Source organism: Candidatus Thiodictyon syntrophicum, from assembly GCF_002813775.1.
GTDB classification, from domain to species: Bacteria; Pseudomonadota; Gammaproteobacteria; order Chromatiales; family Chromatiaceae; genus Thiodictyon; species Thiodictyon syntrophicum.
In genome coordinates this window covers 5,380,377-5,394,733 of sequence record NZ_CP020370.1, presented here as the reverse complement: position 1 = coordinate 5,394,733, position 14,357 = coordinate 5,380,377, and the positions used below count along the sequence as shown (strand labels likewise).

Here is a 14,357-nt window from a genome sequence, read left to right as displayed (position 1 = left end):
GGTGCCAAGCCCCATCGCTCGACCAGCGGCGGCCTGGCGTTCCGGCGCAATCGCTGACGACTGCTTGCGAGTATTTGCGTCCATTTGCGTTCATTTGCGGCCAATACTCCTTCTTGAGGACCAAACCATGACCATGTCACTCGAAACCGCCCGCCATCCGGAGCACCTGCGGCGCGTCTGCATCGAGCCGGTGACCCGGGTGGAGGGGCACGGCAAGGTCACACTGCTGCTCGATGAGGACAACCATATCCGCCAGGCGCGGCTGCATATCGTCGAATTCCGCGGCTTCGAGAAGTTCATCCAGGGGCGGCCCTATTGGGAGCTGCCGGTGCTGGTCCAGCGTCTGTGCGGCATCTGCCCGGTGAGTCACCACCTGGCGGCGGCCAAGGCGTGCGATCAGCTCATCGGGGTGGATCAACTCACCCCGACCGCGGAGAAGGTCCGGCGCCTGATGCACCTGGGCCAGACCCTGCAATCGCACGCACTGCACTTTTTTCACCTGGCGTCCCCCGACCTGCTCTTCGGCTTCGACGACCCGGTGGCCCATCGCAATATCGTGGGTGTGATCCAGGACCACCCGGAGATTGCCACCCGGGGCGTACTGATGCGCAAGTTCGGTCAGGAGGTGATCCGGGTGACGGCGGGCAAGCGCGTGCACGGCACCGGGGCACTGCCGGGCGGGGTCAACAAGAATGTGAGCCTGCAAGAGCGCGACTACCTCCGGCAGGACATCGGCCAGGTCCTCGAGTGGGCGGAAGGGGCGGTCCAGTTGATCAAGCGCATCGTCCTCGGCAACGCGGATTTCCACTACCGCTTCGGCGCGGTCGACGCCAACACCCTGGGCCTGATCGCCCCGGACGGCGCCCACGAACTCTACCACGGCGGTCTGCGCGCCCGTGATCCGGACGGCAACACCCTGCTCGACCAGGTCGACTACCAGGACTATGAACGGGTGATCCACGAGGAGATCAAGGACTGGAGCTACATGAAGTTCCCCTTCCTGACCCAACTGGGGCCGGAACGCGGCTGGTATCGGGTGGGGCCGCTCGCGCGGGTCAACAACTGTGACTGCTTCCACACCCCGCTGGCCGAGCAGGAGCGCCAGGACTTCGCCGCCGCCGGCGAGGGGCGGCCCCTGCAGGCGGCCCTGGCCACCCACTGGGCGCGCCTCATCGAACTGCTGCACTGTGCCGAGGCAATCCGGGAACTGCTCCAGGACCCGGACCTGCAAGGCACCGACCTGCGCCTGCATGGCCAGATGCGGGCCAAGGGCATCGGCGTGGTCGAGGCCCCCCGCGGCACCCTCTTCCACCACTATGAGATCAACGACGACGGCCTCGTGACCAAGGCGAACCTGATCGTCTCCACCACCAACAACAACCAGGCCATGAACACGGCCATCCGCCAGGTGGCGAGCGAGTTCCTGGACGGGCGGGAACTGACTGAGCCGCTCCTGAACCAGATCGAGGTGGCGATCCGCGCCTATGACCCCTGTCTGTCCTGCGCCACCCACGCGGTAGGCCGGATGCCGCTCGACCTGGAACTGTGCGACGCGGCCGGGACCACCCTGGACCGCCTGCGCCGCCATCCGGACGGTTCAGTGGACCGACCGGCCCTCGTCGCCGAGTATTGATCCCGGTGCAAGACCCCGCGCGAGGGGCCTTGATCGAAACTCCGGCCACCTCGAGGGGGGCATCCGTCGCGGCCTGGGGGCCGCTCCTACGGCGTAGGAGCGGCCCCCAGGCCGCGACGGGCTGCCGCAAGGGCGCGTGGTCGGAGTGATGATCGAGGCCACGCGAGGCATCCTCATCCTCGCGTGCGGCAACCCGTCTCGCGGGGATGATGCATTAGGTCCGACCTTGATCGAACGCCTGTCCGCGCTGCCCGATGCCATGCCCGAGGCTGACCAGGCGTTCGATCTGTTGACCGACTTTCAGCTCCAGATCGAGCACGCACTGGATCTCCAAGGTCGGGAACTCGTGATCTTCGTGGATGCGGCACTCGCCGGTCCTGAGCCCTTCGCCTTCGGCCCCGTGGTTCCGGAGCCGGCACTGTCCATCACCACCCACGCACTGAGCCCCGGGGGGCTCTTGCGGGTCTATCAGGAGGCGATCGGCGGCCAGGCGCCGGACTGCCGGCTGCTCGCCATCCGCGGCTACGACTTTGAGTTGGGGGCGGGGCTATCGCAAGGGGCCGCGGCAAACCTGCTGGCTGCGCTGGCCTTTTTGGTCGACTGGCGCGGTCGGCGAGCCTGATGGCAGGGCCGTCGGGACGGGCCTCGATCATCGTTCCGGCCGGCGGCCACCTTCTGGAGTCCAAGGCTTCAGCCTTGGTCTTGTACCTCCAAGGCTGAAGCCTTGGACTCCGACCCGGGGTGGCCGGAACGATGACGAAGGCCCCGGGACGCCGCGGCGAGCAATCGCGCTGACCGACTATCGACAGCGATGCCAAACAGATACAATCTCGGCGAAATGGGCTGCGGCCCGAAACGGCGGCAGCATTCGGCCCCGCCGTCAGGCGCCGGGCCAGTCGGATCGCCCCCGGCGTTCTGCCCTTCACCGGTGAACAGGCCTCTGATCGATGCGCACCTATAATCCCCGCCAACGCATCCTCGTGACGGGCGGTGCCGGTTTCCTCGGCTCCCACCTGATCGACCGCCTGCTCGAGCGCGGCGACGAGGTTGTCTGTGCCGACAATCTCTTCACCGGCACCAAGCGCAACGTCGAGCATCTGCATAGCCACCCGCGCTTTGAATTCATCCGCCACGATGTCACCTTCCCGCTCTACATCGAGGTCGACCAGATCTATAACCTGGCCTGTCCCGCCAGTCCCATCCACTATCAGCATGACCCGGTCCAGACGACCAAGACCAGTGTGCATGGGGCCATCAACATGCTGGGCCTGGCCAAGCGACTCAAGGCGCGCATCTTCCAGGCCAGCACCAGCGAGGTCTATGGCGACCCCGCCGTGCATCCCCAGACCGAGGACTATTGGGGCAACGTCAATCCGATCGGCCTGCGCAGTTGTTACGACGAAGGTAAGCGCTGCGCCGAAACCCTGTTTTTCGACTACTACCGCCAGCATCGGCTCGATATCCGGGTCGCCCGCATCTTCAACACCTACGGCCCGCGGATGCACCCGAACGACGGTCGCGTGGTCAGCAACTTCATTGTGCAGGCGCTGCGGGGCGAGGACATCACCCTCTACGGCGACGGCCTCCAGACCCGCAGCTTCTGCTATGTCGATGATCTGATCGAGGGATTTATCCGCTATATGGATTTACCATATGGCGAGGACGGGGGGCCGGGCCACCCCGGGCCGCTCAACCTGGGCAACCCGGGCGAATTTACCATCCGCCAACTGGCCGAAATGATCATCGAACTGATTGGCGCCCGGTCACGACTTGTTTTCCTGCCGCTGCCGGCAGATGACCCCATGCAGCGCAAGCCGGACATCTCGCGCGCCCGTGAGTATCTGGGCTGGGAACCGTTGGTGCCGCTTGATGAGGGGCTGAAAAAGACCATCGCCTATTTTGACGAACTTCTCTGCACCGGCGCCTGATGCTGGCCACAGTGGCATCATCGGGCACTGGTGGCCGGTCCCTCCCGGCTGGATCCTGCCGAGCAACGTGCCGGACCTTTCTTTGACGCCCGCCGGAATAGATTGCGAGACGCCGCGGACTGGGAGCATAGCGATACGGTCATGAGACACGGGAATACTGAGCACTGGGTGATGGTTTTGGGGTGGCTTACGATGGGAGGCGCCGAGCGCCAAGCCCTTTATCTGGCTCAGGCGCTCATGAAAGAGCGAGGGGTGCGCGTGAGCGTTGTTGGACTGAGCAATCCCGGCTATGTGATGGATGAATGCAGGCGTCTCGGGATCGATTGCCATTACTGGCCGTTCGAGTTTCCTGATCGGTATTACCAGCAATGGCGCAGCATTTTCCGCTTTGCCGCACGGCTGCGGCGTCTGGGGCCTACATTCGTTGCGCCTTATTGCATGCCTGCCAACCTGATCTGCGGACTGACGTGGCGTCTGACCGGGGCAAAGGCTTGCGTCTGGCAGCAGCGTGACGAAGGGCGCCTACGGCGCAGCGACTGGATCGAACCATGGGCCCTCCGCTTGACGCCTGCCTTCATATCCAATAGCATCCACGCCGCCAGGTGGCTCGAAACGGATCTGCATGTGGCCCCGACCAGGATATCGGTAATACGCAACGGCATAATCCTTCCCAAAGTCTCTCCCCACACTGGCCGCTGGCGTGACAACTGGCACATTTCCGCGGATAAGAAGATCCTCACGATGGTGGCGAATCTGCATCAATACAAAGATCATCTGACATTGCTGCGGGCGTGGAAAATCATTCGCCAGTCCGCAATGTCATCTGATTGGATGCTTGTCCTTGCTGGTCGATATGAGGATACCTATTCGGAGTTGCAGACCTTTGCCGTTGAAAATAACCTGCTCGACAGCGTCCTGTTCGCCAATCGAATTTCAGATGTTCCGGCACTGCTCGACGACGCGGCACTGCTGGTTTTCAGTTCTTTGTGCGAAGGTGTTCCAAACGGGATTCTTGAAGCGATGACCCATGGTCTGGCGGTTGTCGCAACTGACATCCCGGGGATACGAGAGGCCGTTGGAAGTACTTCAGAGGATCAATTTGCAATTCCGTCAGACCCTCAGGATTTTGCGATGAAGGTAATGCGACTCATGGCTGATCCGACGGTCAGGTCGGCGTTGGGAAGGAAAAACAGGGAACGGGTCGAAGCATTGCACAGCATGGACGCAATGGTGCATGAGACGATTGCTGTTTTTCAGTCTTTGTGAGGATCGGGTGCCTGTTAGATGAATACGCAATCGCTAAAAGGCGGCCCGCCCAACTTTGATATCCTCATCAGAACATATAATTCGGCCGAGACCATTCGCGGCGTGCTCAGCGGGATCTCGTCTTTGTCATCCCAGCCGTCGCAGATCGTCGTGGTCGATTCCGGATCGACTGACGACACGGTGACTCTCTGTAAAGCCTGCGGTTGCAGTGTATATGATTACGAGGGTGACGTATTCAACTATTCCCGATCGCTCAATCAGGGGTTCCGGCGCGTGGTCTCGCCCTACTGCCTCGTTCTTTCATCGCATGTGGTCATCGTCAGGCCGGACTTGGTTGACAGGATGTTCGAGTCGATGCGTGTTCATGATGCGAAAGGGGTTTACGTTGATTTTTGCAGAAACGACGAAGGCGTAACGATAAACGATCGCAACAGCTTTAATGGATATAATGGTCTATGGAATCCGTGTGCGCTTTACGTTACGGAGCTTGTAGAGACTATCGGTTTTGATGAGGTCGTGCCCGCTGCGGAGGACCAGCATTTTGCGTTGAGGTTGTTTGATATGGGATACACGACCGCCGCGTTGAGTGGGAACTGGATACAATATCTTAATCCGCGGGTTTCGTTGAAGAAGAAAAGAAATGACTATGTATCGATTGCCTATTTCACCTTCAAGAAAAATTTGGCAATGAGCAATATTTTTTTTATCGCTAAGTCTGCACTCCGCAATCTCGCTGAGTTCAGGTTTACGATCTTCTACGACCGCTCCGCGTTAGCGCTCAGACTCCTTGCCGCCAGGTTGAGGAAGCCAAGGTTCAGGTCGAAGTACTTCTAGGCTGAGAGAGTACAGCGATGATCACTGATACCGTGTTGGTCGTTGGCGGCGCGGGCTACATCGGCTCTCACATGGTGCTCGCCCTGCGTGACGCCGGCTATTCGGTCGTGGTGTTCGACAATCTGTCGCGCGGATTCCCCGATGCCGTTGGTCCCGCGCCGCTGGTCGTGGGCGATCTTCGCTCGCCCGTCGATCTCGACGCCTGCTTCGCGGCGCATCGCGTCGCCCTGGTGATGCACTTTGCCGCGCTGGCCTATGTGGGTGAGTCGGTGACGGAGCCGGAACTGTACTATCAAAATAACGTCGTCGGCACGATTAATCTGTTGACGGCCATGCGCAAGCACGGCGTAATGCGCCTGGTGTTTTCCTCCACCTGCGCCACCTACGGGGAGCCGGACCAGGTGCCAATTGATGAAATGCATCCGCAGCGGCCAATCAACCCCTATGGCCGTACCAAGCTGATGATCGAGCAGGCACTGGTCGACTACGCCACCGCCTATGGTCTGCAAAGCGTCAGCTTGCGCTATTTCAACGCGGCGGGCTGCGATCCCCAGTGCCGCGCAGGGGAGCGGCACGACCCTGAAACGCACCTGATCCCGCTGGTGCTTGCGGAGGCGTTACGGATGCAGGAGGGTGGCGATCCGCGTGACAGCCGCCTACAAGTATTCGGGACGGACTTTCCGACGAAGGATGGTAGCTGCATTCGTGACTACATCCATGTCCGCGATCTGTGCGCCGCGCACTTGCGCGCGGCCGAGCGGCTGCTTGCGAACGAGGCCTTGGGCGCGGAATTTTATAATCTTGCAAATGGCGCGGGCTTCAGCGTGCTGGAGGTGATCGCTGCCTGCCGTGAGGTTACCGGGCAAGCTGTCGAGTACCAAGCGCTGCCGAGGCGGGCAGGTGATCCGGCCGTGTTGGTCGGGAATGCTCGGCGGGCAGCGGCGGTGTTGGGGTGGCGGGCGGAGATTGCGGAGTTGCCGGAGATTATTCGTACCGCTTGGGAGTGGGTGGACCTGCGATCCGGGGGCTCTTCCGTGTTTGGTCCAGACGCGGGGGATGGGAAATGAAAATTGCGTTCGTAAGCACAATGGCGGGTAATCCCTGGGGCGGCTCTGAGGTATTATGGTCGGAGGCCTGTCGGAAGGTTGCCTCGCGCGGCCATCAGGTGTTTGTTGCGTATCAACAATGGCCGATGCTGCCGGCACAGGTGCAAGCACTTGCCACGGATTTCGGGATCGACGTCTTTCAGATCGGTCAGCGTCATACGCTCTTGCAGCGTATCGCAAGGGTCTTGCTCCAACAGATCCGCATCAAACCCCGCATCAACCGAGAGCGAGAGTGGTTGCGGCAGGCGCGTCCGGACCTGCTATGTATCTCCAATGGCGGTACGTTCCAAGGGGCTCCATGGATGGAGACCGCGATCACGGAGGGTGTTCCCTTTGTCTGGATTGCACAAGCTAATACTGAAATTCTGTGGGCGAGCGACCGCGAAGCAGAGATGTGGATCGCTTTGCTCAGGGCGGCGCGAAGGTGCTACTTCGTCTCTCATGGTAACCTTGAGCTTTTGCAGAAGCAATTGGGATATCCGTTGGAAAACGCAGAGGTGGTGTCCAACCACAGCGCTGCGCTGTGGAACGCGGATGCAGACTGGCCGTCATACGATGACGGCGTATGGCGGCTTGCCTGCGTCGGTCGACTCCATCCTCCGTCCAAGGGGCAGGACCTTTTGATCGATGTGCTGCGTCAGCCGCAATGGCGAGATCGTCCGCTGCTGGTCTCCCTCTATGGCGCAGGGCCGCAAGAGAGATGCCTTCGCCGTCTCGTGGAAGCGAATGGATTGGAGCGGCGGATAAGGTTCTGTGGGCACGTAAAGGATATTGCGCAGATCTGGCGCGACAATCATGCACTGATCATGCCCTCGCGCCATGAGGGCTTGCCATTGGCACTTGTCGAGGCACTGCTATGCGGTCGGACGGCTATTGTGACCGATGTCGCCGGCAATGCGGAGGTTTTGGAGCACGGCATCACCGGTTTTATCGCTGAAGCTGCGGCGGTGCGGCCCTTGGCGCGCGCCATGGAGGAAGCGTGGAATGTACGCGAGCGTTGGCGGGAGATGGGGCAGCGGGCGAGCGAGACCATCCGCAAGCAGGTTCCGGAAGACCCGGGAGGAGTCCTTGCAGATAAACTCTTAGAACTTGCAACACCTCGGTGATTTGAGATGTGCGAAGCGCCGGCAAGCGATTGGCGTTGACACCGAGCCCTCGAATTAGCCCAGATATGGTCGGCAATCGTGTCGGACCGGTCTGGCGGCCTTCGGATTTATGCGATTTCAGCGCGACATAGCAGAGGAATTCTGAATGATAGATTGTGGTCATCCAATTCTCGTGTCGGTTATCATGCCAGCCTTCAATGCTTCGTTGTTCATTGCGGAAAGTATCGATAGCATATCAGCGCAGACCTATCCTAATTGGGAGTTGCTGGTGATCGATGACGGATCGACGGATGCGACTCCCGATATCGTACACAGCAAGGCGGCTCAGGATCGGCGAGTAACATACCTGCACCAAGAGAATGGACGGGCAGCTAAGGCAAGAAATCTCGGTTTGCTCCATGCGCGAGGAGAATTGGTTGCCTTTCTGGACTCAGACGATCTCTGGTTGAAGGATAAGCTTGAGATTATGGTTAGAGAGTTTCGGGCGGGCGATCAGGATCTGCTGTTTTCCGAGAGCTATATGTTTGAGGAGCGCTTTCAGACTAACGGGGAGAAGCATGCCAATGCAAAAAGGATGGGGGTTATTGCTCGCGAATACTCTGGCTACGACGGGCTTAGTGAGTTTTTGGAGATTAATCGAATCCCGATGCTGACCGTTTTGTGTAAGACGAATATACTGAAGACCTTTCAATTTAACGAGAGTATGGCCTTGGCGGCAGAGTATGATTTGTGGCTCAGAATGCTGATTGGTGGATGTAAGTTCAGGGCGATCGCAGTGCCGCTAGCCGCCTATCGTTTGCATCCTTGTTCTTCGACTGCGGGCGATCGATTGGCAACCGATACAGTGATTGCAAATATCTACGCTTTACGCCAGTCGATCAGTGACCAAAGACTAAGGGAACTCATTGATAGGAAGTTGCGGGGATGGCTGCGAAGAAAGTTGCGGATGGTGGTTGATTGGGAGCAATTAGAGGGGTTTGTTGACATGCTTAGGGAGTTACACCTGGCACGACACCTCTGGATTGCCGATGTCCTGAACCGGATGAGTCATATCCTTTTTCGGATAGGTAAGAAGGTTCTTGGTAAGCTGTTATGATTCCTCGGAAATAGGATGTTTGAGAATGAATCCGCTCGTATCAGTTATCGTACCTTGTTACAATCAAGGAAAGTATCTACCGGAGGCATTGGATAGTTTAATCGCCCAAACTTATACGGAGTGGGAGTGCTTGGTTGTTGATGATGGTTCAAGCGACAACACTCAGGATGTGGTACGGGTTTTTGTAAGCCGCGATGCTCGCTTTCGCTATATAAGGCAAAGAAACAAGGGGCCGTCGGCCGCCCGCAATGCCGGGATCGGCGCCAGTAGGGGGGCTTTGATCCAGTTCTTGGATGCCGATGATCTACTTCTCCCCGAGAAAATTGGCCTACATGCGCGGTATTTGACCGAGAATCCGGGGGTCACTGTCGTCTATTCAGACTTCGCTTTTTTTTCCGATGGCCCTGTCCGAGCGTATCGCGAGAGTCCAGCGAGTCTTAGGCATAAGTGGGCCTGTGGGTCGTCTTGGTCGGCGTTGCTAAGCGGTAATTTCATTGTGGTGCAGGCCGCTCTAACGCGCAGGAAGGCCATCGTCGATGCCGGGGGCTTTGACGAGAGTTTTCGCGCTTGTGAGGATTACTTGCTTTGGTTGCGACTTGCTGGCCGGGGCGAGGTTTTTGCGTATCTTGGTGGGCCGCTGGTATTGTATCGTCAAGGAGCGCCAAGTGCGTCGAGTAACGAGATCGCGATGCTTCGTGGAACAATCCGTGCGATCAGGGTGGCCAGGACACTGCGCATCCTCAATAGTCAGGATGCACTGACGGTGCGCGAGCATTTGAGGAATCTGCATACTCGAATCGCGGTTATGCAAGTCGAGAAGCATCTGGTCTTCAATGCGTTGTTGGAGTTGGTTTTCGCAACTCGTTCGGATACTCGCATCGTCAGGTCGGTATGGTGGTCACTATCTGCTGCGATGGAGAACAGGGGCAACTAATGACTGCGTTAGTCTCATCGCGTCCGGCGGTTAGTATCTGCGTACCTACGTATAACGGCGCTAGGTATGTTGCTCGTTGTCTAGACAGTATTCTGCAACAGACCTTTACGGATTTTGAAATCGTGGCCGTAGATGATCGCTCAAGCGATGATACAGTGGCTATTCTTAGGGATTATTCCAAAAGAGATGGGCGTTTACGCATTTTTGAAAATGCCCGGAACTCGGGCCTGGTAGAAAACTGGAATCAGTGTATTGAACATGCCCGCGGAGAATGGATCAAGTTCGTTTTCCAGGATGATTGGATCGCGCCCGAGTGCGTTTCGCGCATGGTTGAGGAGGCGACAAAGACGCGGGCCGTATTTGCTGTGTGCAGGCGCGAGTTCGTATTTGAAGAGATTTCGGATGAGTTCCGCAAGAGATATCCGAAAGTCGGTGAAGAGGTATCGCTTGATAGTGTATGTCCCGGAAAGTCAAGTATCTCCGCGGCAGATTTCTGCTCGGTGGTTTTGGGTCGCGGAATCGACAATTTTATCGGAGAACCCACTGCAACCCTGATTCATCGGGACGCGATTCGTGACTACGGTGTCTTCAATGCGATGTTGATGCAATGGTGCGATCTTGAGTATTGGCTTCGGGTGGCAGTCAGCCGTGGGCTGACTTATATCCCGGAGACGTTGGCCTATTTCCGGGTTCACGGAGGTAGCGCGACCTTTGAAAATGCCATGAAGCGATCGTTCCGCGGCGATATTGTCGATCCGCTGCTGATCAAATGCGAGTTGGCGTATAGTCATTTTTATCAGCCTCTGCGAGACCTTGCGATATCGCGGGGCACGGACCTGGCAGCGGAATTCATCCGTTCGAGCGTGTTTGAGCAGAGTTGGGGTAAAGAGCGCGCCAATCCCGCTTGGAGGCAGGTCGTCGCGATGGAACCGCGTTTGCGTATGGCTTGGCGACTTAGGGCGCGACGTTTGGTTCGGAACTTGTTGGACGAGATGCGATGATTGCGGTGCGCTGGCGGGGATGAGGAACTGGAGAGGAATGTCGCAGTGTCGCTGACCATCGTTTTCAGCACGCGGGTCCTTGATCGAGCGTTCGTCGAGCACGTTCAGTCGACCGTTGGTGTGCCGGGAGCGCAGATAATTTCGTATGTCAACAGCAACGCGTTTTCGTTGGCATCCCTTTATAATCGCGGGCTGGAAGCCGCCGAGAATGATATCGTTGTGTTTTTGCATGATGATATTGTCTTTGATAAGACGGGGTGGGGAGGCCGGTTGCTGAGGCAGTTTCGTGAAACGGAGTTTGGAATACTCGGAGTCGCGGGTACGACTGAGCTGATAAGGGACCGGGACGGTATAGTTGAGCGCTGGTGGAAAGTGGAAAATAAGAGGGTGGGTTGGGTGAGGCATCTTGTTGACGGTAGACACCGCGACGCACTTCTGTCTTATAAGTATCGTCGTCCGGTAGAAGTGATTTGTTTGGATGGAGTTTTTATTGCAGTTGACAAAAGAAGGATTCGAGAAAAATTCGATGAGCGATTTTTCGGGTTTCACTTCTACGATCTTTCTTTTACGTTCCGCAATCACCTCTTGGGCGTGAAAGTCGGCGTTGTGTTTGACGTGGATGTAACTCATAAGTCCGTAGGTGTTTTAAGCGATGAGTGGAACCGCGGACGGAAGCAGTTCACGCATCTCTACGGTGAGCATATTCCATATGAGATCGAGCGGGTGACCGGGCGTGTGCGATATTTCGATTTGGGTAATGCAAGAAAGTACCTCAGCGCTTGGTATGAGAAGCATCTAAGCTGGCGCTTCAAGTCGTTGAAATAGTGCGTTGGGAAGTAGCGGAAGAGTCTCGTCCCACACGAGTGTTCGCAAGGTCTCGTCGAGATAAGGTTCGGTCCCTCTGTGGCAATGTAGGTGAGACAGTACCCCCCGGTTAGCGCGCTTTAGGGTTGCGTCATAAGACTGACTCCACCGACGCGCTTGAAACGGGTTCTGCCGGACGCGCCGGTGGAGGGATGGCCCGGTTTTCGCGCCTTCAACTGGCGGGTTAGTGCAGTAGCACAGGTAGGGGCTGGCGCCGAAGCTCTGGGATGCGGAATCAGCAGCCGTTGGTAAGGGTTTCTGAATTGCGGCCCAACAGTTTCATCAAGGTCACTAACGCCTGCTCATAACCGAGGTCGGCCCTGACCTTTTCGCGACCATTGGCGACAAGCTCGGCTCGCAACGCGGGATCTGTCAGCAGCCTGCAGCAGGCCGCAGCGAGGTCTTCCGCCGAGTCCGCGACTAGGAGATGGCGACCGGGAATAAGCCCCAAACCCTCTACCCCAAGCGTGGTGGAAACGATCGGCCGACCGAGGTTCAATGCCTCGATTGCCTTGATCCGCGTTCCGCTTCCCATGCGGATCGGCATGACGATAAGATCGGCGTTACGATAGTACGGCAACAGGTCCTCGACCCATCCGGTGACGTTGATCTGCGGTGGATGGTCCAGCGCTGTCACCGCCGGTGGCGGTTCCTTGCCGACGAGAAAAAGTTCGATCCGGGGGCCTAGCGCGGACCTGATGAGTGGAACGATCTCACGGGCCAAGAAGACCGCCGCGTCGGCATTGGGCATGTAGGCCATGAGCCCGACGAAGAGCAGCCGGTAGGTCCCGTCTGCAACTCTTGGTTCGAGCGGTTGTGCAAGCAAGGCAACGCTGTTCGTGAGCACGCTGACCTGGGCGGTCGGGCGATAGCGGGCGACCCGTGCGACGTCAGCTATGGAGGCGAAGGTGGCGATGTCGAAGCGGCGAAGCAGCCGCTTTTCAATCCGTTGCAGCCATTGCGCGCGCAAGTGCATCGCCAGTACCAACTCCCGGCCCAGGAGCGACGCATTGACGTGGGCTGCCTGACGCATGTAGCTGGAGTCAAGGTCGTCGAGATCGATGACGTAGCGTGTCTGTGAATCGGCGAAGGCTGCGAGCGCCGTGCGCAACCATGCGGTATCAAGGCGAAAAAAGAACTGGAGTTCGTAGGGGCCGTTCAACCGACGCGCAAGCGACTCCAATGCTTGTAATCGTTGCTTCTTCCGGTAAGGGCGCCACTGACGTCGCCTGCCGCGTAACATCTCGCCTAGCAGGGTAAAGCCGGGCGTCTGGTAGCGATCGACGGCCAGAATATAGTCGCGCGCCACCGGCAGTTCGATCACGTTGCGGCAGAGGGACGCCAGCCGGTCATGCGCTTGCGGCTCCCGCGGCCGACGGGGCGCAACGATCAGGTCGATGTCGAAGGCATGAGAGAGGCACCACAAATGCTGAAACGCACGTCGCTGCGTGCCCGTGCCATTGTTATCGGGCCATAGGCTTACGACCAGCAGTGCCTTTGGTCGCGCGGCGGCCTGCACGGTGGCCTGTGTCTGTTCTCCGATTTCCCGTTGATCTAGTTGCATTTCACGCATCCGAGAATTATAGATGAAAAGAGAACACGGCGGGGACTTGACGATCGTTATTCCCGCGTTTCGTGCGGAGTACCTTCACAACGCGCTGAGATCGTTGTGCGGGCAGACCTGCGGGGACTTCTGTTTGCTGGTCGCGGACGACGCATCACCGGATGACATCGCCGGCGTCATTCAGGCGGAAGGAGACAGTCTCGCGCTGCGTTATGTAAGGTTTGATGACAATCTCGGCGGTCATGAACTGACCGCGCAGTGGGACAGAGCGACCAGGCTCGTGCAAACCTCCTGGGTGCTGCTGATGGGGGACGATGACGAACTCGACCCGGACCTGGTGGCGTATTTTTATCGCGCGCTGGAGCAAACCGGCGCCGGCTTCGATCTCTATCGATTTAATACCCGGCGCATCGACGGGGCGGGCGTCGTGCAGGCAGTCAACAGTGAGCACCCGCTGCTCGAGAGTTCGCTGCAATTCGTCAGTGCGCGGTTTCGCGGGGAGCGGGCGAGTTATACCTGTGAGTACATCTTTCGGCGTGCGGCCTGGGAGCAACTCGGCGGTTTTGTCTCCTTTCCGCTGGCCTGGTGTTCGGATGATGCGACCTGGGCGGCGTTGGGCGACCGTAAGGGGATCTATACGGTCGCCGGGGCGCGGGCGTCGTGGCGGTTGAGTGGAAGGAATATTTCTTCCGCGCGTCCGGAGATTGCGTTGCAAAAGCTCCGCGCCCAAAGTGCTTACCTTAGCTGGTTGGCAGAACAACAGCTGGGGAATAGTGACCGGGCGTCGCCGGGTCCGACGACCCGACAGCGGCTTCGGGGCGAGGCCGCCAATTGGTTCCATGTCGGGTTGTGGAGGAGCGGGTGCTGGGTTCCGGTCGGTGCTGCTCTCGTTATGGCACGGGAGGCCGATCGCTTTACGCGACTAGGTGTTCTTTATCATTTGGCGCGGGTATTCAAGCACGATCTCGACCTCATGAAGAAAGGGCTTCTGGGTTGGCTGAGGGGCGGATAAATTCCGCTAGTTG

Annotated in this window: 13 protein-coding genes; 12 read left to right on the top strand and 1 reads right to left on the bottom strand. The window is 58.4% G+C overall.

The genetic code is table 11. The features are described from left to right. Positions 1-127: 127 nt before the first annotated feature. The 11 genes from THSYN_RS22810 (at position 128) to THSYN_RS22760 (ending at position 11,729) form a co-directional block, all read left to right on the top strand. Positions 128-1,633, top strand: coding sequence for a Ni/Fe hydrogenase subunit alpha (locus tag THSYN_RS22810; protein WP_100921158.1), 1,506 nt, complete (start codon positions 128-130; stop codon positions 1,631-1,633). A gap of 148 nt (positions 1,634-1,781) precedes the next feature. Then, positions 1,782-2,255 (top strand): hydrogenase maturation protease, encoded by a 474-nt coding sequence (locus tag THSYN_RS22805; RefSeq protein WP_172965322.1) that lies wholly within the window; start codon positions 1,782-1,784, stop codon positions 2,253-2,255. 325 nt (positions 2,256-2,580) lie between these two features. Continuing rightward, positions 2,581-3,561 carry a UDP-glucuronic acid decarboxylase family protein gene (locus THSYN_RS22800; RefSeq protein WP_100921157.1) on the top strand — a complete coding sequence of 327 codons (981 nt, stop codon included), beginning with the start codon at positions 2,581-2,583 and terminating at the stop codon, positions 3,559-3,561. 192 nt (positions 3,562-3,753) lie between these two features. Then, positions 3,754-4,827, top strand: coding sequence for a glycosyltransferase (locus tag THSYN_RS22795; protein WP_172965321.1), 1,074 nt, complete (start codon positions 3,754-3,756; stop codon positions 4,825-4,827). An 18-nt stretch (positions 4,828-4,845) separates the two neighbouring features. Next, positions 4,846-5,661, top strand: coding sequence for a glycosyltransferase family 2 protein (locus THSYN_RS22790; protein WP_100921155.1), 816 nt, complete (start codon positions 4,846-4,848; stop codon positions 5,659-5,661). A gap of 17 nt (positions 5,662-5,678) precedes the next feature. After that, positions 5,679-6,728 carry a UDP-glucose 4-epimerase GalE gene (gene galE / locus THSYN_RS22785; RefSeq protein WP_100921154.1) on the top strand — a complete coding sequence of 350 codons (1,050 nt, stop codon included), beginning with the start codon at positions 5,679-5,681 and terminating at the stop codon, positions 6,726-6,728. Next, on the top strand, positions 6,725-7,873 hold the full coding sequence (locus THSYN_RS22780) for a glycosyltransferase family 4 protein (RefSeq protein ID WP_100921153.1): 1,149 nt from the start codon (positions 6,725-6,727) through the stop codon (positions 7,871-7,873). Before galE ends, THSYN_RS22780 begins: the two co-directional genes overlap by 4 nt. Positions 7,874-8,057: 184 nt before the next feature. Then, on the top strand, positions 8,058-8,969 hold the full coding sequence (locus THSYN_RS22775) for a glycosyltransferase family 2 protein (RefSeq protein WP_157817868.1): 912 nt from the start codon (positions 8,058-8,060) through the stop codon (positions 8,967-8,969). 25 nt (positions 8,970-8,994) lie between these two features. Next, the gene (locus THSYN_RS22770) at positions 8,995-9,903 is read left to right on the top strand and encodes a glycosyltransferase (protein ID WP_100921151.1); all 909 of its coding nucleotides are present in this window, start codon (positions 8,995-8,997) and stop codon (positions 9,901-9,903) included. After that, complete coding sequence (locus THSYN_RS22765; protein ID WP_100921150.1) at positions 9,861-10,904, top strand: glycosyltransferase family 2 protein; 1,044 nt, start codon at positions 9,861-9,863, stop codon at positions 10,902-10,904. The genes THSYN_RS22770 and THSYN_RS22765 overlap by 43 nt, the downstream gene beginning before the upstream one ends. 45 nt (positions 10,905-10,949) lie before the next feature. Beyond that, positions 10,950-11,729, top strand: a complete 780-nt coding sequence (locus THSYN_RS22760) for a glycosyltransferase (protein ID WP_157817866.1) — start codon at positions 10,950-10,952, stop codon at positions 11,727-11,729. A 274-nt stretch (positions 11,730-12,003) separates the two neighbouring features. Here the strand turns inward: THSYN_RS22760 and THSYN_RS22755 are convergent, their stop codons facing one another. Then, the gene (locus THSYN_RS22755; RefSeq protein WP_157817865.1) at positions 12,004-13,332 is read right to left on the bottom strand and encodes a glycosyltransferase; all 1,329 of its coding nucleotides are present in this window, start codon (positions 13,330-13,332) and stop codon (positions 12,004-12,006) included. A gap of 22 nt (positions 13,333-13,354) precedes the next feature. On the opposite strand from THSYN_RS22755, the gene THSYN_RS22750 reads away from it, so the two are divergent. Then, on the top strand, positions 13,355-14,344 hold the full coding sequence (locus THSYN_RS22750) for a glycosyltransferase family 2 protein (RefSeq protein ID WP_100921147.1): 990 nt from the start codon (positions 13,355-13,357) through the stop codon (positions 14,342-14,344). Positions 14,345-14,357 lie beyond the last annotated feature (13 nt).

Bases quoted from the DNA above. Each gene is read 5' to 3' on its own strand.
- THSYN_RS22810 (WP_100921158.1), top strand. From the start codon at position 128: ATGACCATGTCACTCGAAACCGCCCGCCATCCGGAGCACCTGCGGCGC.
- THSYN_RS22805 (WP_172965322.1), top strand. From the start codon at position 1,782: ATGATCGAGGCCACGCGAGGCATCCTCATCCTCGCGTGCGGCAACCCG.
- THSYN_RS22800 (WP_100921157.1), top strand. From the start codon at position 2,581: ATGCGCACCTATAATCCCCGCCAACGCATCCTCGTGACGGGCGGTGCC.
- THSYN_RS22795 (WP_172965321.1), top strand. From the start codon at position 3,754: ATGGGAGGCGCCGAGCGCCAAGCCCTTTATCTGGCTCAGGCGCTCATG.
- THSYN_RS22790 (WP_100921155.1), top strand. From the start codon at position 4,846: ATGAATACGCAATCGCTAAAAGGCGGCCCGCCCAACTTTGATATCCTC.
- galE (WP_100921154.1), top strand. From the start codon at position 5,679: ATGATCACTGATACCGTGTTGGTCGTTGGCGGCGCGGGCTACATCGGC.
- THSYN_RS22780 (WP_100921153.1), top strand. From the start codon at position 6,725: ATGAAAATTGCGTTCGTAAGCACAATGGCGGGTAATCCCTGGGGCGGC.
- THSYN_RS22775 (WP_157817868.1), top strand. From the start codon at position 8,058: ATGCCAGCCTTCAATGCTTCGTTGTTCATTGCGGAAAGTATCGATAGC.
- THSYN_RS22770 (WP_100921151.1), top strand. From the start codon at position 8,995: ATGAATCCGCTCGTATCAGTTATCGTACCTTGTTACAATCAAGGAAAG.
- THSYN_RS22765 (WP_100921150.1), top strand. From the start codon at position 9,861: ATGGTGGTCACTATCTGCTGCGATGGAGAACAGGGGCAACTAATGACT.
- THSYN_RS22755 (WP_157817865.1), bottom strand. From the start codon at position 13,332: ATGCAACTAGATCAACGGGAAATCGGAGAACAGACACAGGCCACCGTG.
- THSYN_RS22750 (WP_100921147.1), top strand. From the start codon at position 13,355: ATGAAAAGAGAACACGGCGGGGACTTGACGATCGTTATTCCCGCGTTT.